Annotated in this window: 25 protein-coding genes; 8 read left to right on the top strand and 17 right to left on the bottom strand. The window is 70.0% G+C overall.

What is annotated here, in order from left to right:
* Positions 1-34 precede the first annotated feature (34 nt).
* The 4 genes from serA to HB662_RS22645 all read right to left on the bottom strand — a co-directional run bounded on the left by serA (position 35) and on the right by HB662_RS22645 (position 4,869).
* Positions 35-1,282, bottom strand: a complete 1,248-nt coding sequence (gene serA, locus HB662_RS22660) for a phosphoglycerate dehydrogenase (RefSeq protein ID WP_168053050.1) — start codon at positions 1,280-1,282, stop codon at positions 35-37.
* Positions 1,283-1,352: 70 nt separating this feature from the next.
* A complete protein-coding gene (locus HB662_RS22655; protein WP_168053048.1) occupies positions 1,353-2,792 on the bottom strand; it encodes a PAS domain S-box protein in 1,440 nt (479 codons plus the stop codon).
* A gap of 188 nt (positions 2,793-2,980) precedes the next feature.
* Positions 2,981-4,225 carry a Zn-dependent hydrolase gene (locus HB662_RS22650; RefSeq protein WP_245185809.1) on the bottom strand — a complete coding sequence of 415 codons (1,245 nt, stop codon included), beginning with the start codon at positions 4,223-4,225 and terminating at the stop codon, positions 2,981-2,983.
* 62 nt (positions 4,226-4,287) lie between these two features.
* Positions 4,288-4,869: an NAD(P)H-dependent oxidoreductase gene (locus HB662_RS22645; protein ID WP_168053044.1), complete on the bottom strand. Its 582-nt coding sequence runs from the start codon at positions 4,867-4,869 to the stop codon at positions 4,288-4,290.
* A 100-nt stretch (positions 4,870-4,969) separates the two neighbouring features.
* On the opposite strand from HB662_RS22645, the gene HB662_RS22640 reads away from it, so the two are divergent.
* From HB662_RS22640 to HB662_RS22610, 7 genes are all read left to right on the top strand, one after another.
* Positions 4,970-5,401 carry a cupin domain-containing protein gene (locus HB662_RS22640; RefSeq protein WP_245185808.1) on the top strand — a complete coding sequence of 144 codons (432 nt, stop codon included), beginning with the start codon at positions 4,970-4,972 and terminating at the stop codon, positions 5,399-5,401.
* Positions 5,401-5,982 (top strand): NAD(P)H-dependent oxidoreductase, encoded by a 582-nt coding sequence (locus HB662_RS22635; protein WP_168053042.1) that lies wholly within the window; start codon positions 5,401-5,403, stop codon positions 5,980-5,982. The genes HB662_RS22640 and HB662_RS22635 overlap by 1 nt, the downstream gene beginning before the upstream one ends.
* A gap of 72 nt (positions 5,983-6,054) precedes the next feature.
* Positions 6,055-7,032: a tripartite tricarboxylate transporter substrate binding protein gene (locus HB662_RS22630; protein ID WP_168053040.1), complete on the top strand. Its 978-nt coding sequence runs from the start codon at positions 6,055-6,057 to the stop codon at positions 7,030-7,032.
* Positions 7,029-7,493, top strand: coding sequence for a (2Fe-2S)-binding protein (locus tag HB662_RS22625; RefSeq protein WP_168053038.1), 465 nt, complete (start codon positions 7,029-7,031; stop codon positions 7,491-7,493). Before HB662_RS22630 ends, HB662_RS22625 begins: the two co-directional genes overlap by 4 nt.
* Positions 7,490-9,619 (top strand): molybdopterin cofactor-binding domain-containing protein, encoded by a 2,130-nt coding sequence (locus tag HB662_RS22620; protein ID WP_168053036.1) that lies wholly within the window; start codon positions 7,490-7,492, stop codon positions 9,617-9,619. Before HB662_RS22625 ends, HB662_RS22620 begins: the two co-directional genes overlap by 4 nt.
* A gap of 5 nt (positions 9,620-9,624) precedes the next feature.
* Positions 9,625-10,581, top strand: coding sequence for a substrate-binding domain-containing protein (locus tag HB662_RS22615; RefSeq protein WP_168053034.1), 957 nt, complete (start codon positions 9,625-9,627; stop codon positions 10,579-10,581).
* A 30-nt stretch (positions 10,582-10,611) separates the two neighbouring features.
* Positions 10,612-11,580 carry a tripartite tricarboxylate transporter substrate binding protein gene (locus HB662_RS22610; protein ID WP_168053032.1) on the top strand — a complete coding sequence of 323 codons (969 nt, stop codon included), beginning with the start codon at positions 10,612-10,614 and terminating at the stop codon, positions 11,578-11,580.
* 6 nt (positions 11,581-11,586) lie between these two features.
* Here HB662_RS22610 and HB662_RS22605 read toward each other — a convergent pair whose 3' ends face one another.
* From HB662_RS22605 to HB662_RS22565, 9 genes are all read right to left on the bottom strand, one after another.
* Entirely contained in the window at positions 11,587-12,090 is a 504-nt protein-coding gene (locus HB662_RS22605) for a GNAT family N-acetyltransferase (protein ID WP_168053030.1), read from the bottom strand.
* Positions 12,087-12,740, bottom strand: a complete 654-nt coding sequence (locus HB662_RS22600; RefSeq protein WP_168053028.1) for a glutamine amidotransferase-related protein — start codon at positions 12,738-12,740, stop codon at positions 12,087-12,089. Before HB662_RS22600 ends, HB662_RS22605 begins: the two co-directional genes overlap by 4 nt.
* Positions 12,737-13,288, bottom strand: a complete 552-nt coding sequence (locus HB662_RS22595) for a VUT family protein (RefSeq protein ID WP_168053026.1) — start codon at positions 13,286-13,288, stop codon at positions 12,737-12,739. The genes HB662_RS22600 and HB662_RS22595 overlap by 4 nt, the downstream gene beginning before the upstream one ends.
* Complete coding sequence (queC, locus tag HB662_RS22590) at positions 13,279-13,971, bottom strand: 7-cyano-7-deazaguanine synthase QueC (RefSeq protein ID WP_168053024.1); 693 nt, start codon at positions 13,969-13,971, stop codon at positions 13,279-13,281. The genes HB662_RS22595 and queC overlap by 10 nt, the downstream gene beginning before the upstream one ends.
* Positions 13,968-15,002, bottom strand: a complete 1,035-nt coding sequence (queG, locus tag HB662_RS22585; RefSeq protein ID WP_168053022.1) for a tRNA epoxyqueuosine(34) reductase QueG — start codon at positions 15,000-15,002, stop codon at positions 13,968-13,970. Before queG ends, queC begins: the two co-directional genes overlap by 4 nt.
* A 10-nt stretch (positions 15,003-15,012) precedes the next feature.
* Complete coding sequence (gene queF / locus HB662_RS22580; RefSeq protein WP_168053020.1) at positions 15,013-15,489, bottom strand: preQ(1) synthase; 477 nt, start codon at positions 15,487-15,489, stop codon at positions 15,013-15,015.
* 122 nt (positions 15,490-15,611) lie between these two features.
* Entirely contained in the window at positions 15,612-16,742 is a 1,131-nt protein-coding gene (gene tgt, locus HB662_RS22575; RefSeq protein ID WP_408871664.1) for a tRNA guanosine(34) transglycosylase Tgt, read from the bottom strand.
* On the bottom strand, positions 16,733-17,815 hold the full coding sequence (queA, locus tag HB662_RS22570; protein WP_168053018.1) for a tRNA preQ1(34) S-adenosylmethionine ribosyltransferase-isomerase QueA: 1,083 nt from the start codon (positions 17,813-17,815) through the stop codon (positions 16,733-16,735). Before queA ends, tgt begins: the two co-directional genes overlap by 10 nt.
* A 52-nt stretch (positions 17,816-17,867) precedes the next feature.
* On the bottom strand, positions 17,868-18,194 hold the full coding sequence (locus HB662_RS22565) for a hypothetical protein (RefSeq protein WP_168053016.1): 327 nt from the start codon (positions 18,192-18,194) through the stop codon (positions 17,868-17,870).
* Between the two features lie 235 nt (positions 18,195-18,429).
* Between HB662_RS22565 and fusA the strand changes: the two genes are divergently transcribed.
* Entirely contained in the window at positions 18,430-20,511 is a 2,082-nt protein-coding gene (fusA, locus tag HB662_RS22560; RefSeq protein ID WP_168053014.1) for an elongation factor G, read from the top strand.
* Between the two features lie 86 nt (positions 20,512-20,597).
* Here the strand turns inward: fusA and HB662_RS22555 are convergent, their stop codons facing one another.
* Genes HB662_RS22555 through HB662_RS22540 form a run of 4 tightly spaced genes read right to left on the bottom strand, consistent with a single transcriptional unit; the run spans position 20,598 to position 24,054 of the window.
* Positions 20,598-21,041 carry a MaoC/PaaZ C-terminal domain-containing protein gene (locus HB662_RS22555; protein ID WP_168053012.1) on the bottom strand — a complete coding sequence of 148 codons (444 nt, stop codon included), beginning with the start codon at positions 21,039-21,041 and terminating at the stop codon, positions 20,598-20,600.
* Positions 21,038-22,531 (bottom strand): tripartite tricarboxylate transporter permease, encoded by a 1,494-nt coding sequence (locus HB662_RS22550; protein WP_168053010.1) that lies wholly within the window; start codon positions 22,529-22,531, stop codon positions 21,038-21,040. Before HB662_RS22550 ends, HB662_RS22555 begins: the two co-directional genes overlap by 4 nt.
* A gap of 10 nt (positions 22,532-22,541) precedes the next feature.
* Positions 22,542-23,006, bottom strand: a complete 465-nt coding sequence (locus tag HB662_RS22545; protein ID WP_168053008.1) for a tripartite tricarboxylate transporter TctB family protein — start codon at positions 23,004-23,006, stop codon at positions 22,542-22,544.
* Between the two features lie 58 nt (positions 23,007-23,064).
* The gene (locus HB662_RS22540) at positions 23,065-24,054 is read right to left on the bottom strand and encodes a tripartite tricarboxylate transporter substrate binding protein (RefSeq protein ID WP_168053006.1); all 990 of its coding nucleotides are present in this window, start codon (positions 24,052-24,054) and stop codon (positions 23,065-23,067) included.
* Between the last annotated feature and the right edge of the window lie 106 nt (positions 24,055-24,160).

The raw sequence follows: 24,160 nt of genomic DNA, 5'->3' as shown, positions 1-24,160 counted from the left end.
CAAGCTAGCCCAAGGGTCAAGCGGGTCGAGGCACTCAGCGCCGCTCGTAGATCAACCTTGCGCGCACCGTGCCGGGCAGGGCCCGCAGCTCGGCCAGGATGGATTCCGCCTCCGCCCGCGCCCCGACGCTTTCCACCACCACGTAGCCGAGCTCGGAATCCGTCTGGTAGTACTGCGCCGCGATGTTCAGCCCGCGCCGGCCGAAGCAGGCGTTCATCTGGGACAGGATGCCGGGCGCGTCGCGGTGCAGATGCGTCCAGCGCGCCCCGGTCGGCCGCGCCGGAAGCTGCACCTGCGGCAGGTTGACGCTGCCCATGGTGGCGCCGGTGTCCGAGTAGTCCACCAGCTTGCGCGCCACTTCCTGCCCGATGCGGTCCTGCGCCTCGGCCGTGCTGCCACCGATATGCGGGGTCAGGATGACGTTGGGCAGGCCCTGCAGGGGGGAGACGAAGGCCTCCCCGTTGCGCTTCGGCTCCTCGGGGAACACGTCCAGCGCGGCGCCGAGGATGCGCTTTTCGCGCAGCGCGGCGGCCAGCGCCTCCACATCCACGACGGTGCCGCGGGCATTGTTGATGAACACGGCGGAGGGCTTCATCGCGGCGAATTCGCGCGCGCCCATCATGCCGATCGTGTCCGGTGTCTCCGGCACATGGATGGTCACCACGTCCGACTGCGCCAGCAGGTCGTGCAGGTTCGCGGCCGGCGAGGCATTGCCATGCGGCAGCTTGCCTGTGTGGTCGTGGTAGATCACCCGCATGCCGAAGGCCTCGGCGAGCACCGAGAGCTGGCTGCCGATATTGCCATAGCCGATGATGCCGAGCGTCTTGCCGCGCATCTCCCAGCTATTGGCCGCTGATTTGTCCCAGCCGCCGGCATGGGCAGAGACGGATTTATCGACGATGCCGCGCATCAGCATCACCGATTCCGCCAGCGTCAGCTCCGCCACGCTGCGGGTGTTGCTGAAGGGGGCGTTGAACACGGCGATGCCGCGCCGGGCGGCGGCGCGGAGGTCCACCTGGTTGGTGCCGATGCAGAAGCAGCCGATGGCGATCAGCCGGTCGGCGGCGGCCAGCACCTCCTCCGTCACCTCGGTGCGGGACCGGATGCCGAGGATATGCACGCCCTTCACCGCCTCGATCAGCGCCTGGCCTTCAAGCGCCTTCTTCTCGCGGTGGATGGTCGCGTAGTCGGCCTGGCCGAACAGGTCCACCGCGCTGTCGGCGATGCCTTCGAGCAGCAGGATCCTGATGCGGTCCTTGGGGAGGGAGATGCGGTCGTTCATGCGCCTGGCCGTGTGGAATCGGGCGCCTTCTGCGCCCTGCGGGCCGCCCCGGCAAGGCCTGGGCGGGAAGCTAGTCCGCGCCCCAGACCAGCCCGGGCTGCTCCGCCCTTTCCTCCGCCTGGCTGGTCAGCGGCAGATCCAGCACGCAGGCCAGCCCCTCCGCCCGCCAATCCATGTGCAGCCGGCCGCCGAGCTGCCCCCGCACCGTGCCATCCAGCACCCGCGTGCCGAAGCCGAGGCGCCGCGGGGCGCCGGGGACAAGCGGGCCGCCGCGCTCGGTCCAGGCCAGGCGCAGCCACCCGGCCAGCGTCGACCAGCGTACATCCAGCCGCCCCGCCTCCACCGACAGCGCCCCATGCTTGATCGCGTTGGTCGCCAGCTCATGCACGATCATGGTCAGCGGCTGGGCCGCGGCGGGCGGCAGCGCCACTGCCGGCCCCTCGATCGTGACACGCGCCTCCCGTTCCACGCCGAGGAAGGCGGTGAGTTCGCCGGCGAGCAACGTGCCGAGGTCGGCCGCCGCCCAGCTATCGGCAGCCAGCAGCGTATGCGCGCGGGCCAGCGCCGCGACCCGGCCCTGCAGGGCCTGCGCGTAGCCGTCCACATCAGCGGCGCGTGTCAGCCGCACCATCGCCTGAACCACGGCGAGAACGTTCTTGGCGCGGTGGTCCACCTCCCGCGCCAGCAGGGTCTGGCGTTCCTCCGCCTGCCGCCTTTCGGTGATGTCGAGTACCGAGCCGACATGGCCGAGATAGACGCCATTCTCATCGAGCCGCGGCTGGGCCGCATCGGTCGCGTAGCGCCATGCACCATCGACATGGCGCAGGCGGTAATCCAGGCGCAGCGTGGCCTTGTTGCGGACGGCTTCCTCGAACAGCCGCGCCGCGACCGGCCGGTCCTCCGGATGCACCGCCTCGAGCCAGCCATGGCCGAGGCCGGTGACGGGCGTCTGCCCGGTGAAGGCGTACCAGCTCCGGTTCAAATGGGTGCAGTTGCCGTGCCGGTCGGTCACCCACATCATGGCGGGCGCGGCGTCCAGCAGGGCGCGGAAACGCCCCTCATTCTCCCGCAGCGCCCGCTCGGCCAGCACCTGGCGGGTGGTTTCGATGCAGGTGCAGAACATGCCGGCGATGCGGCCGGCATCGTCATGCAGCGGGCTGTAGGAGAAGGTGTACCAGGTGTCCTCCGGATAGCCATGCCGGGTCATCAGCAGGTGCATGTTCTCCCGCCAGGTGGATTCACCGGCCAGGGCGCGGCCGACCAGGGGCTTGATGTCCGGCCAGATATCCGCCCAGACCTGATCGAAGCGCCGGGCGAAGGCGTGTGGATGGCGCGGGCCAAGAATGACCGCGTAGGGCTCGTTGTAGAGAAAGGTGAGTTCCGGTCCCCAGGCGATGAACATCGGCTGCCGAGAGTGCATCATCAGCCGGTAGATCGCCGCGAGGGACAGCGGCCAGTCCTTTTGCGGTCCAAGAGGAGTACCGGACCATTCGCATTGGGGCATCGGCATCTAACGGTCACTCCGGTCGGCCGGAATGTCCGTCCGCCTGAATTGCTGGGCGCTGCGAGGCAGCTCACGCGCGGCGCCTGATTGGCCGCGCAACGACAACCCTCAAGCCGCAGGCAGGTCGCCGCGGCTGCCGTTCAAGTTTCCTCTAGCATGGCGATCGTGGCGCCCGTTGGGCAATGCGCAAGCCATTACGCAGGGATGCGAGGATCAGCGTCCGCGAGATCCACCAGCACCCCCGCCAGCACCGCAGCCCCGTTGGCTACCTGCCCGGGCGTGGAATATTCCGCCGGATGGTGGCTGATGCCGCCGCGCGACGGGATGAAGATCATCCCACTGGGGCAGAGCGGCACCAGGAACTGCGCGTCATGGAAGGCGCCGGAGGGCATGCGGTTGATGCCCAGGCCGAGCCGCCGCGCCGCGGCTTCCGTGGCATCCTGCACCATCGGGTCGAAGCGGGCGGGCAGCGCGTTGAAGGTCTCGGTCACCGTGGCGCGGCACTTCACCATGGCGCCCTGCACCGTGGCCGCCACGGCATCGCCGCGCGCCGTCAGCACCGCCGCATCCGGGTGGCGCAGGTCGATGCTGAAGCGCGCCAGGTCCGCCACGGTATTGGAAGAGTTGGGAAATACCTCGACCCGCCCCACCGTGAAACGCAGCACATCCTCCGGGTCCGCCGTCAGCGCATTCAGTGCGGTGATGGCGCGCAGCATGTCCTGCACCGCATCCTGCCGCAGCGACAGCGGGGCGGTGCCGGCGTGGTCGGTCTTGCCGGCGATCTCCACCAGGAACCAGCGGCTGCCCTGGATGCCGGTGACCACGCCGATATCCAGCCCCTCCGCCTCCAGCAGCGGGCCCTGTTCGATATGCGGCTCGACATAGGCGAAGGGGGTGAAGCCGAGCGGCCGGCGGGGGATGTCGGCCTCCGCCGCCAGCAGCCGCGCCAGTTCGTCGCCGAAGCGCAGGCCGTCCTTGTCCTTCACATCATCCCAGGTGCCGGGCGGGCGGTATCCGGAAAAGGCCATGCTGCCCATGCAGCCGGGGGCGAAGCGGCCGCCTTCCTCGTTGGTCCAGGCGACGATCTCGATGGCGCGCTTCGTCGCGATGCCGGCCTCGCGGATCGCCTGCACCGCCTCCAGCGCCGCCAGCACGCCCCAGATGCCGTCGAAGCGGCCGCCCTTCGGCTGGCTGTCCATGTGGCTGCCGGCCAGCACCGGGGGCAGGGATGGGTCCGTTCCCTCATGCCGCAGGAACAGATTGCCCAGCGCATCGACGGACGGCGCCAGGCCCAGCGGCAGCGCCCAGGACAGCAGCAGGCGGCGGGACTGGTGGTCCAGGTCGCTCAGCGCCGCGCGGTTCACGCCATCGCCGGGGATGGCGCCGAGTTGCGCCATCTGCATCAGGCGGTCCCATTGCCGCTGTTCGCTGACCTGCATGACCTGCTCCTGCCTCATGATTCGGGAGTATCAGCCGGCAGGCCGATGCGGAAGCGGCCGGCCTACCACCGCGCCAGCGCCTTCTCGACCCGCGCCAGGAAGGCCGCGCATTCCGGCCGGGTGCGGTGGTCCATCCGGGTCAGCGTGTGCCAGTCCGTGCGGCAGTCGCGCGCGCAGAGCCTGCGGATGCCGCGTCCCAGCAGCTTGCGGTCGATGCGGCCGATATACCAGAGCAGCCAATGCGGCGAGCCATAGGTGGTGACCACGCCGATCCGGCGGATATTGGTCAGCAGCGGCTCGATCGCGCTTTCGCCCAGGCGGAAGGCGACGCCGGGCGCCCAGATGCGGTCGAACCAGCCCTTCAGCATGGCCGGCATGCCGTACCACCAGGTGGGATAGACCAGCAGCAGCGCATCGGCCCGGCGCAGGCTTTCGACATGGTCCTCGATCCCGGCCAGGTTCTCGGCCACGTCGTGGTAGCGGCCGCGTTCCTCGGCGGACAGCACCGGGTCGAAGCCCTCCGCATACAGGTCGCGCAGTTCCACCACATGGCCGCGCGCCTCCAGCGCCCGCCGCGCCGCATCCCGCAGGGCGGCGGAGAAGCTGTCCGCGCGGGGGTGGCAATGGATCATCAGCACGCGCATCGGGGAGGGGCCTTTGTGGTCGTGGCATGGCTCATGCAACGCTACGGGCTGATACCGCAACGGGGCTCCGCCCCGATGCTGCAATGGAGATATGCCGCCGATGATGTCCGTCCCCGTCCTCGCCCGGCGTGCCGCCGATCTGCGCGGCTTCCGCATCGCGCCGGGTGACAGCAACTACTTCGCCTGCCTGTTCGACCCGGTGGCGGATGGCGTGTCCTTCACCCTGGTGGTGGAGATCTTCGAACCGGGCGGCCGCACGCCGCCGAACACCCACCAGGTGGCGGAGGAATGCTTCTTCGTCCTGAAGGGCTCCGGAAAGGCCTTTGCCGATGGGGTGGAGATGCCGGTCGGCCCCGGCGATGCCTTCGTGCTGCGGCCGGGCGTGGAGCATGTCGTGGTCAACGATACGGCGGAGAAGCTGTACTGCCTCACCTTCATGGCGCCCAACGAGGGTTTTGCGGAGCTGATCCGCAACGGCATCCCGGTGGAACTGGTGGCCGAGGATATCGCCGTGATCGCGGGGGCCGGTTGATGCGCGTGCTGTACCTCTACGCGCATCCGCTGGAGGAGAGCTTCCACGCCGCCATCCGCGATGCGGCGCGGGAGGGGCTGCGCCAGGCGGGGCATGTGGTGGATCTGTGCGACCTGTATGCCGAAGGCTTCAACCCCGTGCTTTCCGCCGCCGAACGCCGCGGCTACCACGAGATCCCCGGCAATCGTGCCCCGGTGGAGGATTACCTGCGCCGGCTGGAGGAGGCGGAGGCGCTGGTGCTGTCCTTCCCCACCTGGTGCTTCGGCCTGCCTGCGATCCTGAAGGGCTGGATGGACCGCGTGCTGCTGCCCGGCGTGTCCTTCCGGCTGGAGGATGGCGTGGCGAAGCCCAACCTGCTGCATATCCGCAAGGTCGCCGGCATCAGCACCTATGGCCGCCCGCGCTGGACCGCCATGCTGGCCGGCGACCCGCCGCGCAAGGCGGTGACGCGGTATTTCCGGCTGATCACCGGCGGGCGGGCCGAGATCGGCTACCAGGCGCTGTACGACATGAACCGCGCCGATGCGGCGCGGCGGGCGGCCTTCCTGGCGCAGGTGCAGGGGCGGATGGCGCGTTTCTGACCCCGGCACTTGCCCTGGCTGCGCCGCGGGGCGATCCTCCCCCCAATCGTTTGCAGGGAAGGGAACAGGACCATGATCGGACGCAGGCTGGTATTGGCGGCCACAGGGGCTGCCGCGGGCGCGCTCGCCGCGCCGGGCGTGTTGCGGGCGCAGGGCGCCTGGCCCTCCCGCAACGTGCGCATCGTGGTGCCCTTCGGCCTCGGCGGCTCGGCCGATGTCGCGGCGCGCTTCCTGGCAGAGCCGCTGTCGAAGGCCTTTGGCCAGTCCTTCGTGGTGGAGAACCGCCCCGGCGCCGGCGCCAGCATCGGCACGGATGCCGTGGCGAAGTCGGCCCCGGATGGTCACACGCTGCTGCTGATGTCGAACACCCACACGGCGAATGAGACGCTGCTGCCGAACCGGCCCTATGTGCTGATGCGGGACCTGGCGCCGGTCGCCTCGATCAACATCGCGCACCACGTGCTGGCGGTGCATCCCTCCATCCCCGCCACCAATCTGCAGGAATTGATCGCGCTGCTGCGGGCCAATCCGGGGAAGTACGACTACGCCTCCTCCGGCCCCGGCACGCCCTATCACGTCGCCGGCGCGGTGTTCCTGGCGATGGCTAATGCGGAGGCGACGCATGTGCCCTTCCGCGGCTCGAACGAGGCGCGCACGGCGCTGGTGGCCGGCACCGTGCCGATCATGTTCGACGCCATCCCCACCATGGCGCCGCAGATCGAGGGCGGCAGCGTGCGCGGCTTCGCCACCACGGGACCGGAGCGCAGCAGCCTGATGCCCAACCTTCCCGCGGTGGCGGAGGCGCTGCCGGGCTACGAGGCCTCCATCTGGCTCGGCTTCATGGCGCCGGCGGCGACGCCGCTGGAGATCCGGCAGAAGCTGAATACGGAGATCAACCGCATCCTGGCGCTGCCAGAGACTCGCGCGGCGCAGCTCCGCCTTGGTGCGCAGCCGCGCACCATGACCATCGAGGCGTTCGAGGCTTTCGTGCGGGCCGACATCACCAAGCAGGCCGAATTCGTCCGCATGGCGAAGATGACCCCGGCTTGAGCACCAGCTTCCACCTGAACGGCGCGGCGGTGGCCGCGCCGATCGAACCGGAGGCCTCGCTGCTGGCGGCGCTGCGCGGCCCGCTCGGCCTTTCGGGCACGCGCTTCGGCTGCGGTGCCGAGCAATGCGGCGCCTGCCTGGTGCTGGTGGACGATCTTCCCCAGTTTGCCTGCACCTTGCCGGTCTCGGCGGTCGACGGGCGGCGCGTGACCACCGTGGAGGGCCTCGGCACGGCCGAGGCGCCGCACCCGGTGCAGCGTGCTTTGCTGGAATTGCAGGCGGGGCAATGCGGCTTCTGCCTGTCGGGCATCCAGATCCGCGCCGTGGCGCTGCTGCGGGAGGTACCGCGGCCGAGCGAGGACCAGGTGCGGGCGGCGCTCGACCCGCATCTCTGCCGCTGCGGCAGCCACAACCGGATCATCCGCGCCATCCTGCGGGCGGCGGAGGAGATGGCGCTATGAACCTCGCCTTCCTCGGGCCGCAGCCCGCCGATGGGCGGCCGAAGCTGCCGGGCAGCCTGCAGGTGAACCGGCGCCTCGACCAATGGCTGCGGATGCTGCCCGAAGGGGTGGTGGTGCTGACGCCGGGCAAGGTGGAGCTGGGGCAGGGCATCCTGACCGCGCTCGCCCAGATCGCGGCGGAGGAGCTGGACGTGGCACTGCCGCGCATCCGCGTGCAGGCGGCGGCCACGCCGACCAGCCCGGATGAGGCGGTGACCAGCGGCAGCCTCTCCGTGCAGGAATCCGGCATGGCGATCCGCCATGCCTGCGCCGAGGCGCGCGGCATCTTCCTCAGTGTCATCGCGCAGCGCAGCGGCGTGTCGCGGGATGACATCACGGTGCGGGATGGCGACTTCCTGGCGCCGGACGGCCGCCTGCTCGGCAGCTACTGGTCGCTGGCCGGGGCCGCGCTGCTGGCTGTGGAGGCCAGCCCGGACGCCACGCCGAAGCGGGCGGACCAACGCCGCATCACCGGCACCTCCACCGCCCGGCTCGACCTGCCGGAGAAGGTGTTCGGCCAGCCGCGCTTCATCCAGGATCTGCGCCTGCCCGGGATGCTGCACGCCCGCATCGTGCGGCCGTCGGCGCGCGGCGCGACGCTGCTCTCGGTGCGGGAAGGCCCGCTGCCCGGCGGCGCCGTGATCCACCGCGATGGCGGCTTCCTGGCCGTCCTCGCCGCGCAGGAACACCATGCGGAGGCGGCCGCCCTGCGGATTGCGGCCCGCGCCGAATGGGACGCACGGGACACGCTGCCGGAGCAGGTCGAGGACTGGCTGGCCGCGGCGCCCGGCGAGACGACCACCGTGCTGGAACGCGCCGCCGAGACGCCGGACCCGGCGAACCGGATCTCGGCCAGGTTCTACCGGCCCTTCGTCACCCATGGCTCGATCGGCACCTGCTGCGCCGTGGCGCTGTGGGAGGGCGAGGTGGCAAGGATCTGGACCCACAGCCAGGGCATCTACAACCTCCGCGCCGACCTGGTGAAGGCGATGCGCCTGCCGGCCGAAGCCTTCCACATCCAGCATGTCGAGGGCGCCGGCTGCTACGGCCATAACGGCGCCGACGACGTGGCGCTGGAAGCCGCGCTGCTCGCGCGCGCCAACCCCGGCACGCCGGTGCGGGTGCTCTGGACGCGGGCGGAGGAGCTCGGCTGGGGCCCGGTCTCGCCGGCCATGCTGGTGGATGTGGCGGCGGAGGCGGATGCCGGCGGGCGGCTGCTGCGCTGGTCGCAGCACGTCACCTCCAACGGTCATTCCGGCCGGCCGGGGCGGGGGCAATTGCCGACGCTGCTCGCCGCCTCGATGCTGGCCGAGCCTTTCGCCGTGCCGAACGCCATCAACCCGCCGCTGGCCGGCGGCGGCGGGGCGCAGCGCAATGCGGTGCCGGGCTACGCCATCCCGGCGCTGCAGGTCCGCATGACGCATCTGGCCGAGATGCCGCTGCGCACCAGTGCGCTGCGTGGCCTCGGCGCGCTCGCCAATGTCTGGGCGATCGAGAGCGTGATGGACGAGTTCGCCGCCGCCAGCGGCGCCGACCCGCTGGCCTACCGCCTGGGCCAGCTGGAGGATGCCCGCGCGCGGGACGTGCTGGCCCGCGCCGCGGAAATGGCGAACTGGTCCGGCCGCGTGCGGCGGGAGGGCTTCGGCATGGGCCTCGCCGTCGCGCGCTACAAGGGCACCGGCGCCTGGTGCGCCGCGGTGGCGGAGATCGAGGCGGCGGAGCGCGTCCTCTGCCGCCGCCTGTGGCTCGCCGCCGATGTGGGGGAGGTGATCAACCCCGACGGCACGCTGAACCAGATCGAGGGCGGCGCCATCCAGGCCACCTCGCTCTGCCTGCTGGAAGCCGTGCAGCATGATGCGCGGCGCGTCACCTCCGATGGCTGGGAGAGCTACCCGATCCTGCGCTTCTCCGAGGTGCCGCGCATCGAGGCCAGCCTGGTGGCGCGGCCGGAGGCGCCGCCGCTGGGCGCCGGGGAATGCAGCATGGGGCCGGTGATCGGCGCCATCGCGAATGCGATCAGCGATGCCCTGGACATTCGCCTGCGCCACTGGCCCTTCACGCCCGAGAACATTGCCAAGGCCCCCTGATCCGCATGACCAAGCTCACCCTTGCCTGCACCCGCAGCGACCGCACGCAGCCGATCCTCGATGGGCGCATCGCCATCGGGGAGCAGGAGATCATCGCCACGGCCGGGGAGCCGGAGGACCTGTTCCGCATCGCCATGCGGGACGCGCAGTACGACATCACCGAGCTTTCCATGGCGAGCCACATCCTGTCCGTGGCGCGCGGTGACAGCCGCTATATCGGCGTGCCGGTCTATCCCTCCCGCGCCTTCCGCCATTCCGCCATCTATATCCGCACGGATCGCGGCATCACCGGGCCGAAGGACCTGGCGGGGCGCACCATCGGCGTGCCGGAATACCAGCAGACCGCGGCGATGTGGGTGCGCGGCATGATGCGGACCTATTACGGTGTGCCGATGTCCACCATCTGCTGGCGCTCCGCCGGGGAGCGGACGCCGCTGTCCCTGCCGCCGGGGATCGACATGCAGGTGATCCCGGAAGGCGAGACGCTGGAGGGGATGCTGGCCGAGGGCCGCATCGACGCCTTCATCGGCCCGCGCCCGCCGGCCTGCTTCCTTGATGGCAGCGCCCCCGTGGCGCGGCTGTTCCCGAACAGCCGGGCGGAGGAGGAGGCCTATTGCCGCGCCACCGGCTTCTTCCCGATCATGCATTGCATCGCCATCCGCCGGACGCTGGCGGAGGACCAGCCAGGGCTGGCCATGGCGGTGTTCAACGCCTTCACCGCCGCCAAGGACCGGGCGGTGGCCGATCTCAGCCTGGGCAACGTGCTGCGCGTGTCGCTGCCCTGGATCGTGGCGGAGGCGGCGGCGCAGACGGAGATGATGGGCGGCGACCCCTGGCCCTATGGCTTCACCCGCAACCGCGCCGAACTGGACGCCATGTGCCGCTACGCCAAGGCGGATGGGTTGACGGCGCATCCCGTTGCGGTGGAGGAGTTGTTCGAGAGATCCACGCACGGCACCTGACGGGGCCGCGCGACACGGGAGGAAACAAGAATGACCCAGATCACCCGCCGCGCCGGGCTCGGCGCCATGGCCGCGCTTTTGGCCGCGCCCAACCTGGCGCGCGCCCAGACCCCCACCATCCGCATCGTCGTGCCCTTTGGCCCGGGCGGGTCCACGGATGCGGTGGCGCGCCTGGTCTCCCCGGGGCTGCAGCAGCGGCTGGGGGCGAATGTGGTGGTGGAGAACCGCTCCGGCGCCGCCGGCTCCATCGGCGCGGATCTGGTGGCCAAGGCGCGGCCGGATGGGCAGACCTGGCTGCTGACCTTCGACAGCCACTCCACCATCCCGGCGCTGCTGCGCAACCCGCCCTTCGACGTGCTGAAGGACCTGGACCCGGTCATGCTGATCGGCGGGTCGCCCTATGCGGTGGCGACGCGGCCGGACAAGCCGTTCCAGACCATGGCGGATGTGGTCGCGGCGGCGAAGGCGCGGCCGGACGGCGTCTCCTACGGCTCCACCGGCAATGGCACGATTGGCCACCTGTCGATGATCCGCCTGGGCGAGAAGGCCGGCGCGCGGATGACCCATGTGCCCTATCGCAGCGGCGGCCTGGCGGTGAATGATGCCGTGGCCGGGCATGTGGACATGATGATCGGCAGCGCCGCGCTGATGCTGCCGCACATCACCGGCGGGTCGCTGCGGCCCCTGCTGCAATTCGGCCCGCAGCGCCTGTCCCGCCTGTCGGAGACCCAGACCGCCGCGGAAGCCGGCTTCCCGGGCATGGAGGCCGAGGCCTGGTGGGCCGTCTTCGCCCCGCATGGCACGCCGGCGGAGATGGTGAACCGCATGAACGCGGCGCTGAAGGAGACACTCTCCGAGGAGCGCGCGCGGACGGTTATGACGGAGACGCAGCAGGCCCGCCTGGTGCTGTCCACGCCGGCCGAATGCGGCACCTTCTTCCGCGGGCAGGTGGAGACCTGGGGCGCGCTGGTCCGCGCCGCCAATATCCAGCCGGACTGAGGCGGTTCAGCCCGGCCTGACCAGCACCGCGATGGCATCGTCGCGGTAGCGGGCCAGGCCCTGGCGCTGGAAGCCGAGCTTGGCCGCGACGCGCAGTGACCCTTCATGCGCCGGGGCGATGATGCAGAAGCAGGGGCGGCCGAGCCAGGCCAGCGCGGCGCCGGCGGCCTCCGTCGCCACGCCGCGGCCATGGGCGTGCGGCGCCAGGACCCAGCCGATCTCCGGCAGGGCGGGCGGTGGCGGGTCGATCGCGCGCTGGAAATCGGCGAAGCCGACATCGCCGAGGAAGGCGCCCGTGGCGCGGTCCTCCACCGCCCAGTAGCCGAAGCCACACAGCGTCCACAGCCCGGCATAGCGCAGCATCCGCGCCCAGCTTTCCTCCCGCGTCGCGGGGCGGCCGCTGATGTGGCGCGTGACCTCCGGATTGGCCCAGAGCTCCGCCACCGCCTCGAAATCCGACGCCGTGTGCGGGCGCAGGCGCAGGCGTGGCGTCTCCAGTACCGGAATCATGCGCCGGCCTGCCGCAGCAGCGCGGCGAACAGCGCATCCCGCGCCGCGGCGCGGGCGGGGAAGAGGCGGGCGCTGTCCGCGGCCAATGCCCCGGCATCCACGGCGCCGGGCGGGGACAGGGCCGCCCAGCTTTGCAACAGCTCCGGCGTCGCCTCCGGGTGGAATTGCACCGCGATGGCGTTGGGCAGCCGGAAGGCCTGCACCGTGCCGGCGTCGCGGGCGATCACCTCCGCCCCCGGCGGTGGGGTGATGACATCGCCATGCCAGCGCGGCCAGGGGCCGGAAAGCGCCGGATCTGCCGTGTCCTCGATGCCCAGCCAGCCGCGGAAGAAGCGGCCATCCGGGTGGCGCGCGACTTCGCCCCCGGCCGCGGCCGCCATCATCTGGGCGCCGAAGCAGATGCCGATTGTGGGCTTCCGGGCGGCAAGCCGCGCGGCGACCATCGGTCGCTGTGCCGCGATCCAGGGGATTTCCGTCTGGTACAAGCCATGGGGCGAGCCGAGCATCACCACCAGCGCCGCGTCCTGCATCTGCCCGGGCGTCACATCCGCCCCGCTGACCACCTCCAGCGCATGGCCCTGGGCGGCCAGCCAGTCGCCGAGGGCGCCTTCCGGCGCGGTCTCGCTGTTGCGGAGGATGAGGACCTTCACGCCAGCCCCAGCCTTTCATCCCGCGCCCGCAGCCAGCGCACCAGCGGCAGGGCGGCCAGCACCATCCACAGCTTGCCCAGCACCTGGCCGGACAGATAGTCGAGGTTGCCGAAGGCCAGCAGCAGGAAGGCCACGCTGTCCACCGCCAGCCCCACCAGCCCGCTGGCCAGCACGGCGAGCACCAGGCGGCGCCGGGCGAGCGGCGTATAGACCGCCAGATCCGCCAGCTCCGACAGCAGGAAGGCCACGGCGGAGGCCAGCACCAGGGCCGGCGGCGCCAGCAGGGCGGACAGCGCCGTACCGGCAAGGATGGCGCCGAAGGCCCAGCCCACCCCCAGCCGCCGCTGCACCAGGTCCCGCAGCACCAGCGCCAGGCCGATCATCAGCACGCCGGACGGAGCCGTAATGCCGGGCGCGACCGGGATCAGGCACGGCCCCTGCGGCACGCAGACCGTGCCGACATTCCCGATCAGCCAATTGGCCGCCGGGATGCACAGGCCGAAGCCCGCGAGGAACAGGAAGCCCTGCTGGCGGCTGGTCAGGTGCATCGGTAGCGTCTCCATCCCGCGGCGCGCAATTCGCAAGCCGGGCAGGTGCCGCAGCCGGCACCCCATTCATGCGGCGTCCGGTCGCCGAGATAGCAGGAATGCGTCACCGTCCGGATCGAGTCCACCAGCGCGGCGCCGCCTAGCGTCTCGGCCAGTTCCCAGGTCGCGGCCTTGTCGCGCCACATCAGCGGCGTGTGCAGCACGAAGCGGCGCTCCATGCCGAGGTTGATGGCGACCTGCAGCGCCTTGATGGTGTCGTCGCGGCAATCCGGGTAGCCGGAATAATCCGTCTCGCAGACGCCGGTGACGATGTGGCGGATGCCGCGGCGATAGGCCAGGGCGGCGGCGAAGGTCAGGAAGATCAGGTTGCGGCCGGGGACGAAGGTATTGGGCAGGCCGCCCGTCTCCATCTCGATGGCGACCTCGCGGGTCAGGGAGGTGTCGCTGATGCCGCCCAGCGCGCGGAGGTCGAGCACGTGATCCTCGCCCAGCCTGGCCGCCCAGGCGGCCTCCCGGCACAGCGCCTCGCGCATCGCGGCGCGGGTTTCCAGCTCGATCACGTGGCGCTGGCCGTAGTCGAAGCCGAGCGTCTCCACATGGCCGAAGCGGTCCAGCGCCCAGGCCAGGCAGGTGGCGCTGTCCTGCCCGCCGCTGAACAGCACCAGCGCGGCATCATCCCTCATGCAGCGAGCCTTTCACATGCCCAGCGGGCGCAATCCGCCACGGTGTCGTCCGGGTCCTCGCACAGCGCCTGAGCCGCGGGGCGCAGCGCCGCATCGCCAGAATTGCCGATGGCAACCAGCACGTTGCGCACGAAGCGGTCGCGCCCGATGCGCTTGATCGGGCTGCCGCTGAATTTTGCCCGGAACGCCGCATCGTCCAGCGCGGCCAGCTCCGCAAGCCGCGGCGCCGTCAAATCTGTTCGCGGCAGGAATGCCGGCTCGGCGTGGATTCGAGAAAATTTGTTCCAGGGGCAGACGGCGAGGCAGTCGTCGCAGCCATAGATGCGGTTGCCCATCAGGGGGCGCAACTCGGCCGGGATCGGCCCGCGATGCTCGATGGTGAGGTAGGAGATGCAGCGCCTTGCATCCAGCCGGTAGGGCGCCGGGAAGGCATTCGTCGGGCAGACATCCAGGCAGGCGCGGCAGGACCCACAGTGATCGCGTTCGGGCGCGTCGGGCGCGAGGTCAAGTGTCGAAAAGATCTCGCCGAGGAACAGCCAGGAGCCATGGCTGCGGGAGACCAGGTTGGTGTGCTTGCCCTGCCAGCCCAGCCCCGCCTGCTGCGCCAGCGGCTTCTCCATCACCGGCGCGGTATCGACGAAGACCTTCAGCGGCTGGTGCTTGAAACGCTGCGCCATGAACTGGCCTAGCGCCTTCAGCCGCTTCTTGACGATGTCGTGGTAGTCACGGTTGCGGGCATAGACGCTGATGGTGCCGCGGTCGCGCCAGGCCAGGCTTTCCATCGGGTCCGTCTCCGGCCCGTAGTTCAGGCCGAGCGAGATCACGGAGACCGCCTCCGGCCACAGCGCCTGCGGGTGGGCGCGCTGGTCGGCGCGCGCCTCCATCCAGCCCATGTCGCCATGCAGGCCTTCCGCCAGGAAGCGGGCCAGGCGCTGGCGCGCCTCGGGCGCCAGATGGGCGCGGGCGAAGCCGACCGCATCGAAGCCGAGGCGCAGCGCCTCCGCCCGGATGTCCTCAGCCGCGGTGCCCATGCCCGGGCCGCTAGCCGCGGCCACGATATCCCGGCACGTCCTGGGCGGGGATCCAGACGCCGGCCGGCGCCTCGCCGGACTGGAAGAAGACGTCGATCGGGATGCCGCCGCGCGGGTACCAGTAGCCGCCGATCCGCAGCCATTCCGGCGCCAGCTCGGCGATCAGCCGCTTGGCGATTCCGACGGTGCAGGATTCATGAAAAGCGCCGTGGTTGCGGAAGGCGGTCAGGTACAGCTTCAGCGACTTGCTCTCCACCAGCCAGTCGCCGGGGATGTAGTCGATCACCAGATGGGCGAAGTCGGGCTGGCCAGTCATGGGACACAGCGAGGTGAATTCGGGCGCGGTGAAGCGAACACAGTAGCGCGTGCCGGGATGCGGATTGGGCACGCGTTCCAGCACCGCCGCATCCGGATTGTCCGGCGCGCCGGCCTGGCGCCCAAGCAGGGTGAGCCCGCTGGTGTCGGTCGAGATGGAGGGTTCGGTCACCGCCTGTGTTCCGCTAGCCTGAATTGGCCGGCGCTATAGCAGCGGGCCGGGCAGGGGGCGAGGATGCGCGGGGTCCTGGCTGCCATGGGGCTGCCGCTGGCCTGCCCCGCCTTGCCCCATCGCTACGCCGGGGAGGGGTCCTCGGCGCTCCAGCCCGCCTCGATCGCCGCTGCCTCGGCGTCGAAGCGGCCTTCCAGGATGGCGGTGCGCAGCCGCGCCATCAGCGTCTGGTAGTAGCGGATATTGTGCCAGGTCAGCAGCATCGGGCCCAGCATCTCCTCCGCCTTGATCAGGTGGTGCAGATAGGCGCGGGAATGGTTGCGGCAGGCGGGGCAGTCGCAATCCGGGTCCAGCGGCCGCGTATCCTCGGCATGCTTCGCATTCCGCAGGTTCAGCACGCCCCGGCTGGTATAGGCCCGGCCGGTGCGGCCGGAGCGGGTCGGGATCACGCAGTCGAACATGTCCACGCCGCGGCGGACGGACTCGATCAGGTCGGAGGGGGTACCCACCCCCATCAGGTAGCGCGGCGCGCCCTCGGGCAGCAGGGGCGCGGTGAAGTCCAGCACGCGCAGCATCTCCGCCTGGCCCTCGCCCACGGCGAGGCCGCCGATCGCATAGCCCTCGAAGCCGATGGCGGTCAGCGCGGCCACGCTCTCGCGCCGCAGACTTTCGAAAATGCTGCCCTGGACGATGCCGAACAGCCCGTGGCCCTCGCGTGCGACAAAGGCCTGGCGGGACCGTGCCGCCCAGCGCATGGACAGGCGCATGCTGTTGGCGGCCTGCTCCTCGGTCGCCGGAAAAGGGGTGCATTCGTCGAAGCACATGGTGACGTCGGCGCCGAGCAGATGCTGGATCTCGATGCTGCGTTCCGGCGTGATGCGGTGCTTCGAGCCGTCGATATGGCTCTGGAAGGTCACGCCGTCCTGGTCGAGTTTCCGCAGCCCGGACAACGACATCACCTGGAAGCCGCCGGAATCCGTCAGGATCGGGCCGTGCCAGTCCATCATCCTGTGCAGCCCGCCGAGGCGCGCCACGCGCTCCGCCCCCGGCCGCAGCATCAGGTGATAGGTGTTGCCGAGCACCATCCGCGCGCCGGTGGAGCGCACCGCATCCGCCGTCATCGCCTTCACCGTGCCGGCGGTGCCGACCGGCATGAAGACCGGCGTCGGCACCTCGCCATGCGCGGTATGCAGCATGCCGGCGCGCGCCGCGCCATCGCGGGCGGCCATCTTCCAATGCAGGGTCACTCGGATAGGTCCTGGTCGCAGCGGAACAGCAGGCTGCCGTCGCCATAGGAGAAGAAGCGGTAGCCTTCGCGGATCGCATGGGCATAGGCCCCGCGCATCCGCCTTGTGCCGGCGAAGGCCGAGACCAGCATCAGAAGCGTTGATTTTGGTAGATGAAAGTTGGTCAGCAGCGCATCCGCCACGCGGAAGCGGTGGCCGGGCAAGATGTAGATGCCGGTCAGGCCGCGGAACGGCGCCACCGTGCCATCCTCCGCCGCCGCGCTTTCCAGCGTCCGCAGCGCGGTGGTGCCCACCGCCACGATGCGCCGGCCGGCGGCGCGGGCGGTGTTGATGGCGGCCGCGGAGGCCGCCGGCATCTCGCACCATTCCTGGTGGATACGATGCGCCCGCGGGTCCTCGTCCCGCACCGGCAGGAAGGTGCCGGCGCCGACATGCAGGGTCACCGGCACGCGCGTGATCCCGCGCTCATCGAGGGCGGCCAGCAGCTGGTCGGTGAAATGCAGGCTGGCGGTGGGGGCGGCGACGGCGCCGGGGTGGCGGGCGAAGATGGTCTGGTAGTCCGCCGCATCCTCGGCGCCCGGCTTGCTGTCCCGCTGGATATAGGGGGGAAGGGGGATCTCGCCGGCCTGTTCCAGCGCCGCGGCCAGCGCCGCCTGGTCTGGGCCGAAATCGAACAGGGCGGAGCCGCCGTCCTGGCGTTCCACCACGCGCGCGGTGCAGCCCGGCGCGCCCTCGATCTCCACCACGTCGCCCACACGCAGTCGCCGGGCATTCCGGACCAGCGCCTGCCACAGCCCGCCGCCCTCGGCGCGGTTCAGCATGATCTCGATGCGCGCCTCGCCGCGGCGGGCCTTCAGCCGGGCGGGGATGACGCGCGTGTCGTTCACCACCAGCACGTCGCCCGGCTGCAGCAGTCCGGGCAGGTCCAGCACGCCTCGGTCCGCCAGCCCGTCCGGCCGCACCACCAGCAGCCGCGCCGCATCGCGCGGGCGGGCCGGGGCCTGGGCAATCAGGCCTTCCGGCAGCGCGAAGTCGAAATCCTCGGTGCGGAGGGGGGGCTGGGGGGGCGCCTCGGGCATGGGCGCGGCATGTGACCCGCCCGGACCGCCTTGTCCAGTTCGCCCGGCCTGGTCAGCCTTCCGGATGCCAGCGCACCACGTCGCTGAGTTCAGAGGTCTCGCCATCGGTCACGCCGATCACCGCGGAGACGTCCACCTGGCCGCGGCCCGGCACCTCCAGCGTCGGCGGCTCGACATTGACGATGTGGGAGCCGGCGGGCGCTTCCAGATAACCGGCGGGGCGGGCTTCCGTGGCGGGGGTGTCTGCGTCCCCGGCGCTGGTGGCGCTGCCGCGGCCGGCATAGCCCACGCCCTCCATTGGCGCGAAGGAGTAGCGGGCCTCCGACCCTCCGTCCGGATGCTGCGTCTCGTAGCGATAGATCGGAAATCGTTCGGCCATCCGCCGCCTCCTGTCCTGTTCGGCTGTGCAACGCAGCGGCCGCGGTGGTGGTTGCTGGCCGCGCCGGCGGGGCGGAACCCGCCCGATCTCGACCGGCAGAGCTTGCAAAAACCGGCTGGAGAGGGCATGTCCCGCCACGAGAAGCCTAGACTCGGTTAAATTCTCGGAATCATTGCGCGGGCGGCAACGGGCGGAAGCCCGCGGTCGGACCCGCTTTCGCCTATGGAGACCCATCGTGGCGCGCACTGAACTGGCCCTGATCCGCAACATCGGCATCACCGCGCATATCGATGCCGGGAAGACCACCACGACCGAGCGGATCCTGTACTACACCGGCAAGTCCCACCGTATCGGTGAGGTCCATGACGGCAACACGACGACCGACTACATGGCGCAGGAGCGCGAGCGGGGGATCACCATCACCTCCGCCGCCGTGACCGCCATCTGGAAGGATCACCGGATCAACGTCATCGACACCCCCGGCCACATCGACTTCAACATCGAGGTCAACCGGTCGCTGCGCGTGCTCGACGGCGCCATCTTCATCATCGAGGGCGTTGCCGGCGTGCAGCCGCAGTCCGAGACGAATTGGCGCCTGGCGGACCGCTACAACGTCCCGCGCATCATCTTCATCAACAAGCTGGACCGTACGGGCGCCGATTTCTATCGCGCCGCGGACACGCTGACCGAGAAGCTGGGCATCAACTGGGTGGCCCTGCAGCTGCCGATCGGCATCGAGGACACCTTCAAGGGCGTCGTCGACCTGGTCGAGATGAAGGCGATCATCTGGTTCGGCGACGATCTGGGCGCGCAATACGAATACCAGGACATCCCGGATGACCTGAAGGAAAAGGCCGCCGAGTACCGCCAGAAGCTGGTGGACACCGCCGTCGGCATCGACGAGACGGCGATGGAGGAATACTTCGATAAGGGCGACGTCAGCGTCGAGACCCTGAAGAAGTGCATCAAGAAGGGCACCATCAGCGGCGAGTTCCGCCCGGTGCTGTGCGGCACTGCCTTCAAGAACAAGGGCGTGCAGCCGCTGCTCGACGCAGTGCTGGACTACCTGCCGAGCCCGATCGACATCCCGGGCATCAAGGTGGCTCCGGCCGAGGGCGAGGACGAGACCGCCGACCGCAAGGTGATCCCGGCCGATGCCGACGCCCCCTTCGCCGGCCTGGCGTTCAAGATCATCAACGACAAGTATGGCAACCTGACCTTCGTGCGCGTCTATCGCGGCACGCTGCGCCAGGGCGACATGGTGATGAACACCACCAAGGACTCGCGTGAGCGGATCGGCCGCATGTTCCAGATGCACGCCGACAAGCGCGAGGAAATCAAGGAAGTCTTCGCCGGCGACATCGCGGCCTTCGTGGGCTTGAAGGACACCGGCACGGGCGACACCCTGGCCGATGCCTCCGACCCGGTGATCCTGGAGCGCATGGCCTTCCCGGTGCCGGTCATCGACATCTCCGTCGAGCCGAAGACCAAGGAGGGCGTCGAGAAGATGACGCTCGGCCTGCAGAAGCTGGCGGGCGAGGACCCCAGCCTGCGCCTGCGGACCGACCAGGAAACCGGCCAGACCATCCTGTCCGGCATGGGCGAGTTGCACCTCGAGATCATCGTCGACCGCCTGATGCGCGAATACGGCGTGGATGCTCATATCGGCGCGCCGCAGGTGGCCTACCGCGAGACGATCACCAAGAGCCACACCGAGATCTACACCCACAAGAAGCAGTCGGGTGGCTCGGGCCAGTACGCCGAGGTCAAGATCACCTTCGAGCCCAAGGAGCGGACCGAAGGTGTTGAATTCGTCAACGGCACCACCGGTGGTTCGGTGCCGCGCGAATACATCCCGGCGGTGGAAAAGGGCATCAAGGTGCAGGCCGATACCGGCGTGCTGGCCGGCTTCCCGACGGTGGACTTCAAGTACACCCTGGTGGACGGCAAGTACCACGACGTCGACTCGTCGGCCCTGGCCTTCGAAATCGCCGCCAAGGCCTGCTTCCGCGAAGGCATGAAGAAGGCCGGCCCGGTGATCCTGGAGCCGATCATGGACGTGGAAGTCACCACGCCGTCCGACCATGTCGGCGACGTCGTTGGCGACCTGAACCGCCGCCGCGGCGTCATCCAGTCGCAGGACATGGCCGGCACCTCGGTTATCGTCCGGGCGCATGTGCCGCTGAAGGAAATGTTCGGCTACATCTCGAACCTGCGTGGCATGACCAAGGGCCGCGCCAGCTTCTCGATGCAGTTCCACCACTACGACCCGGTGCCGCGCAACGTCGCCGAGGAAATCATGAAGAAGTCCGCCTGATCCCATCCGGGATCGGCGACAGCGGACGGCGCGGGGGGCAACCCCCGCGCCGTTTTGCGTTTCGGCGCGCCGCGCCTTGTGGCGTTTCAGCGCTTCAGGAAATGCGTGCCCAGCGCATCCAGCACCACCGTGCCGTTGCGTGCCGTGGTCACCAGGTAGCGCAGCTTCGCCACCGCCATCGCCGGCTTGCTGCGGCTGGTGCGGATCTCCTCCACCACCAGGCGCATGGTCACCGGCTCATCCGGGTCGAGCGGTGCCGGCCAGGTCAGCTCCGCGCCGCCGCCGGCCAGGTTGATCTCGGCCAGCAAGCCGCTACGGATCAGGTGGCCGACCGCGGCGGAGTAGGTGTGCAGGCCGCTGGCGACCAGGCGACCGAACACCGAATGCCGTGCAGCCTCCTCATCCAGGTGGAAGGGCTGCGGGTCCCAGCGGCGGGCGAATTCCAGCACCTCGGCCCGCGGCAGCACGAAGCCGCCGAGGTCGAAGGCCATGCCGGGGGCGAGGTCGTCGGCGGAGCGGAGCGGCGTCATGCCGCCGCGGGCACCGGCGCCCGCCGGAACCCGCGCCCCAGCATCACCAGCCAGATCAGCAGGGTGAAGACGCCGAGGCTGCCGGCGATTGGGCGGCTGAAGAACTCCAGGAAGGCACCATCCGCCTTGATCATGGATTGCACGAAGGTCTGTTCCAGCATCTCCCCCAGCACCAGGCCCAGGATCAGCGGCGCGATGGGGATGCCGTGCTCCTCCATGATCCAGCCGAGGATGCCCATGGCCAGCATCAGCACCACGCCATACAGGCTGTTGGTCATGGCGAAGCTGCCCACCAGGCAGAACAGCAGGATCACCGGCAGCAGCAGGTTGCGCGGCACGCGCAGGATCTGCCGCGCCGACTTGATGGCAGCCCAGCCCAGCGGCAGCATGATGATGTTGGCCAGGATGAAGATCAGGAACACGGAATAGATGAGCTGCGGGTTCTCCTGGAACACCGTGGGTCCGGGGTTCATGCCCTTCATGTAGAGCACGCCGATGACGATGGCGGTGATGCTGTCGCCCGGAATGCCGAAGACCAGCGCCGGGATCCAGGCGCTGCCGAGGGCGGAATTGTTGGCGGAGGTGGCATCGACGATGCCCTCCACCTCCCCGGTGCCGAATTTCTCCGGCTGCTTCGAGAAGCGCTTGGAGACGGCGTAGCTGATCCAGGCGGCGATGTCGGCGCCGGCGCCGGGCAGGGCGCCAATGGCGGTGCCGATGAAGCTGCCGCGCAGGAAATTCCACCAGTAGCGGCGCGTGACGTCGCCGAGGCCGCGGAACAGGCTGCCCACCGCCTGCGGCACCGCCCTTGTCACCAGATCCACCGTCACCGCGCCGCGCATCAGCTCGCTGACCGCGAACATGCCGATCATGGTGGCGATGAAGTTCACGCCGCCCATCAGGTTCACGTCGTCGAAGGTGAAGCGCGGGAAGCCGGCGGCCGGATCGATGCCGACGGTGGCCAGCAGCAACCCGAAGAACAGCGAAAGGAAGCCCTTCACCGGGTCGGCGTTGGACATGAACACCGCGCAGGTGAGACCAAGGCAGGCGAGCCAGAAGTATTCATAGGACGAGAAGTTGATGGCGACTTCCGCCAGCATCGGCGCGAAGCCGATCAGCACGGCGACGCCGATCAGCCCGCCGCCGACCGAGAACACCAGGTTGGCGCCCATGCAGAGGTTCAACTGCCCCTTCTGCGTCATGGCGTAGGATTCATCGGCATAGGCAGCCGAGGCTGGCGTGCCGGGCATCCGCAGCATGGCACCCGGGATGTCGCCGGCGAAGATCGCCATGGTGGTCGCGGTGACGATGGCGCCGAGTGCCGGCACCGGTGGCATGAAGAAGGTCACCGGCACCAGCAGCGCGGTCGCCATGGTCGCGGTCAGCCCCGGCATGGCGCCGACGAACATGCCGAACACGGCGGACAGGCCGATTACGGCCAGCACGAAGGGGTCGAAGACCAGCCCGAAGGCCTGCAGCAGCGGGTCCATCAGGCGATCCTCACAACACGCTGTCGAGCACGCCGCGCGGCAGCGGCACGCGCATCAGCCCGGCGAAGAACCAGTGCACCAGAAAGGTCATGCCCGCCGCCACCGGCAGCGCCACCAGCGGCCGCGCCTGGAACCACAGGGACAGGCCGAGCAGCAGCAGGAAGGCGGTCGGGATGAAGCCCAGCGGGTCGGAGACCAGGATATAGGCCAAGGCCGCCAGCGGGATCAGCAGGAAGGAGATCACCCGGCGGGGCTGCACCACCCAGCCCTCCACCACCAGCAGCGGCGCCCGATTCCGCACCCCGCGCAGCACCAGCACCAGCGCGCAGAGGCCGATGCCCGTGGCGAGGATACGGGGGAACAGGTTCGGGCCGTAGTCCTGGCCGGGGAAGGAGGGGAAGAAGCTGGTCAGCCACCAGATCCACCCGGCGAATCCCAGCAGGATCGCGCCCAGCAGGGCATCGTTCAATCGCATTATCTGTCTTCCGGACGCCGCGAGGCAGAGGGGGGCGGCGGCGCCGCCCCCCGAATAATCAGCCGCGCGCCAGGCCCGCGCCGCGCATCGCCTCGCCCATGGCGCGGTCGCCTTCCGCCATGAAGCTGGCGAAGCCGGCCGCGTCCTGCCAGACCGTGCCGAAGCCGCGGCTGGTCATGAACTCCTTGAACTGCGGGTTGTCGTAGGCCGCCTTCAGCGCGGTGGCCATGCGCTGCGTGACCGGGGCCGGCAGGTTCTTCGGCCCTGCGATGCCGCGCCAGGCGCCGACCGAGTAGTTGATGCCCAGCGTCTCGTTCAGCGTCGGCACCTGCGCGAACATCGCATTGCGCTCCGGCGCCATGATGGCCAGCGACTTGGCGCGGCCCGCATCGATCATCGCGCGCGCCTCCGGCACCGAGCAGGTGACGATGTCGACGCCGCCGGCCGCCAGTTCCTGCATCGCCGGTGCGGCGCCGTTGGACGGAACCCACCGCACATGGTCGCCCTTCAGCCCCATCGCCTGCAGCCAGCCGACCAGCGCCAGATGCCAGATGCCGCCCTGGCCGGTGCCGCTGGCCTTGAAGGTGCCGGCCGGCCGCGCCTTGATGGCATCCGCCAGCGCCTTGATGTCGGCATAGGGCGAATTGGTCGCCACCTGCACGCCGGGCGGGTCCGAATTCATCAGCGCCAGCGGGGTGTAGGAGGTGGGGTTGAGCTGGGTCAGCCCCTGCCAATGCATCATGGTGATTTCCACCGTGATCATGCCGATGGTGTAGCCATCCGGCTGCGCCGTCGCGATGGCGGAATGCCCGACCACGCCCGACCCGCCGGTGCGGTTCACCACATTCACCGGCTGGCCGAGGTCGCGCTCCAGCAGGCTGGCGACGATGCGCGCGGTGGCATCGGTGCCGCCACCGGCACCCCACGGCACGATGAGCTGGATCGGACGGTTCGGCCAGTTGCCCTGGCCGAGGGCCGGCATGGCGAGCGGTGCGGTCAGCGCGGCGCCGCTGGCGGCCAGCAGGGTACGGCGGGACAGCAGGGTCATTGGATCGTCTCTCCTCCACTGCGCCCAGGTTGCTCCCGGGCGCTTGGCGGGCAGGCTAGGCCGGGTTGCGCGGCGGCTTCAAGCCAGGAGAGAGGCGGCGGGCCCA

It is taken from the genome of Falsiroseomonas frigidaquae (assembly GCF_012163145.1).
Taxonomy (GTDB): domain Bacteria; phylum Pseudomonadota; class Alphaproteobacteria; order Acetobacterales; family Acetobacteraceae; genus Falsiroseomonas; species Falsiroseomonas frigidaquae.
The sequence above is the reverse complement of the archived record's forward strand: the minus strand, read 5'-3'. Positions and strand labels throughout refer to the sequence as shown.

What these genes read in the sequence shown, in the direction of transcription:
- serA (WP_168053050.1), bottom strand. Translation starts at nt 1,282, where the DNA reads ATGAACGACCGCATCTCCCTCCCCAAGGACCGCATCAGGATCCTGCTG.
- HB662_RS22655 (WP_168053048.1), bottom strand. Translation starts at nt 2,792, where the DNA reads ATGCCGATGCCCCAATGCGAATGGTCCGGTACTCCTCTTGGACCGCAA.
- HB662_RS22650 (WP_245185809.1), bottom strand. Translation starts at nt 4,225, where the DNA reads ATGCAGGTCAGCGAACAGCGGCAATGGGACCGCCTGATGCAGATGGCG.
- HB662_RS22645 (WP_168053044.1), bottom strand. Translation starts at nt 4,869, where the DNA reads ATGCGCGTGCTGATGATCCATTGCCACCCCCGCGCGGACAGCTTCTCC.
- HB662_RS22640 (WP_245185808.1), top strand. Translation starts at nt 4,970, where the DNA reads ATGATGTCCGTCCCCGTCCTCGCCCGGCGTGCCGCCGATCTGCGCGGC.
- HB662_RS22635 (WP_168053042.1), top strand. Translation starts at nt 5,401, where the DNA reads ATGCGCGTGCTGTACCTCTACGCGCATCCGCTGGAGGAGAGCTTCCAC.
- HB662_RS22630 (WP_168053040.1), top strand. Translation starts at nt 6,055, where the DNA reads ATGATCGGACGCAGGCTGGTATTGGCGGCCACAGGGGCTGCCGCGGGC.
- HB662_RS22620 (WP_168053036.1), top strand. Translation starts at nt 7,490, where the DNA reads ATGAACCTCGCCTTCCTCGGGCCGCAGCCCGCCGATGGGCGGCCGAAG.
- HB662_RS22615 (WP_168053034.1), top strand. Translation starts at nt 9,625, where the DNA reads ATGACCAAGCTCACCCTTGCCTGCACCCGCAGCGACCGCACGCAGCCG.
- HB662_RS22610 (WP_168053032.1), top strand. Translation starts at nt 10,612, where the DNA reads ATGACCCAGATCACCCGCCGCGCCGGGCTCGGCGCCATGGCCGCGCTT.
- HB662_RS22605 (WP_168053030.1), bottom strand. Translation starts at nt 12,090, where the DNA reads ATGATTCCGGTACTGGAGACGCCACGCCTGCGCCTGCGCCCGCACACG.
- HB662_RS22595 (WP_168053026.1), bottom strand. Translation starts at nt 13,288, where the DNA reads ATGCACCTGACCAGCCGCCAGCAGGGCTTCCTGTTCCTCGCGGGCTTC.
- queC (WP_168053024.1), bottom strand. Translation starts at nt 13,971, where the DNA reads ATGAGGGATGATGCCGCGCTGGTGCTGTTCAGCGGCGGGCAGGACAGC.
- queG (WP_168053022.1), bottom strand. Translation starts at nt 15,002, where the DNA reads ATGGGCACCGCGGCTGAGGACATCCGGGCGGAGGCGCTGCGCCTCGGC.
- queA (WP_168053018.1), bottom strand. Translation starts at nt 17,815, where the DNA reads ATGCCCGAGGCGCCCCCCCAGCCCCCCCTCCGCACCGAGGATTTCGAC.
- HB662_RS22565 (WP_168053016.1), bottom strand. Translation starts at nt 18,194, where the DNA reads ATGGCCGAACGATTTCCGATCTATCGCTACGAGACGCAGCATCCGGAC.
- HB662_RS22555 (WP_168053012.1), bottom strand. Translation starts at nt 21,041, where the DNA reads ATGACGCCGCTCCGCTCCGCCGACGACCTCGCCCCCGGCATGGCCTTC.
- HB662_RS22550 (WP_168053010.1), bottom strand. Translation starts at nt 22,531, where the DNA reads ATGGACCCGCTGCTGCAGGCCTTCGGGCTGGTCTTCGACCCCTTCGTG.
- HB662_RS22545 (WP_168053008.1), bottom strand. Translation starts at nt 23,006, where the DNA reads ATGCGATTGAACGATGCCCTGCTGGGCGCGATCCTGCTGGGATTCGCC.
- HB662_RS22540 (WP_168053006.1), bottom strand. Translation starts at nt 24,054, where the DNA reads ATGACCCTGCTGTCCCGCCGTACCCTGCTGGCCGCCAGCGGCGCCGCG.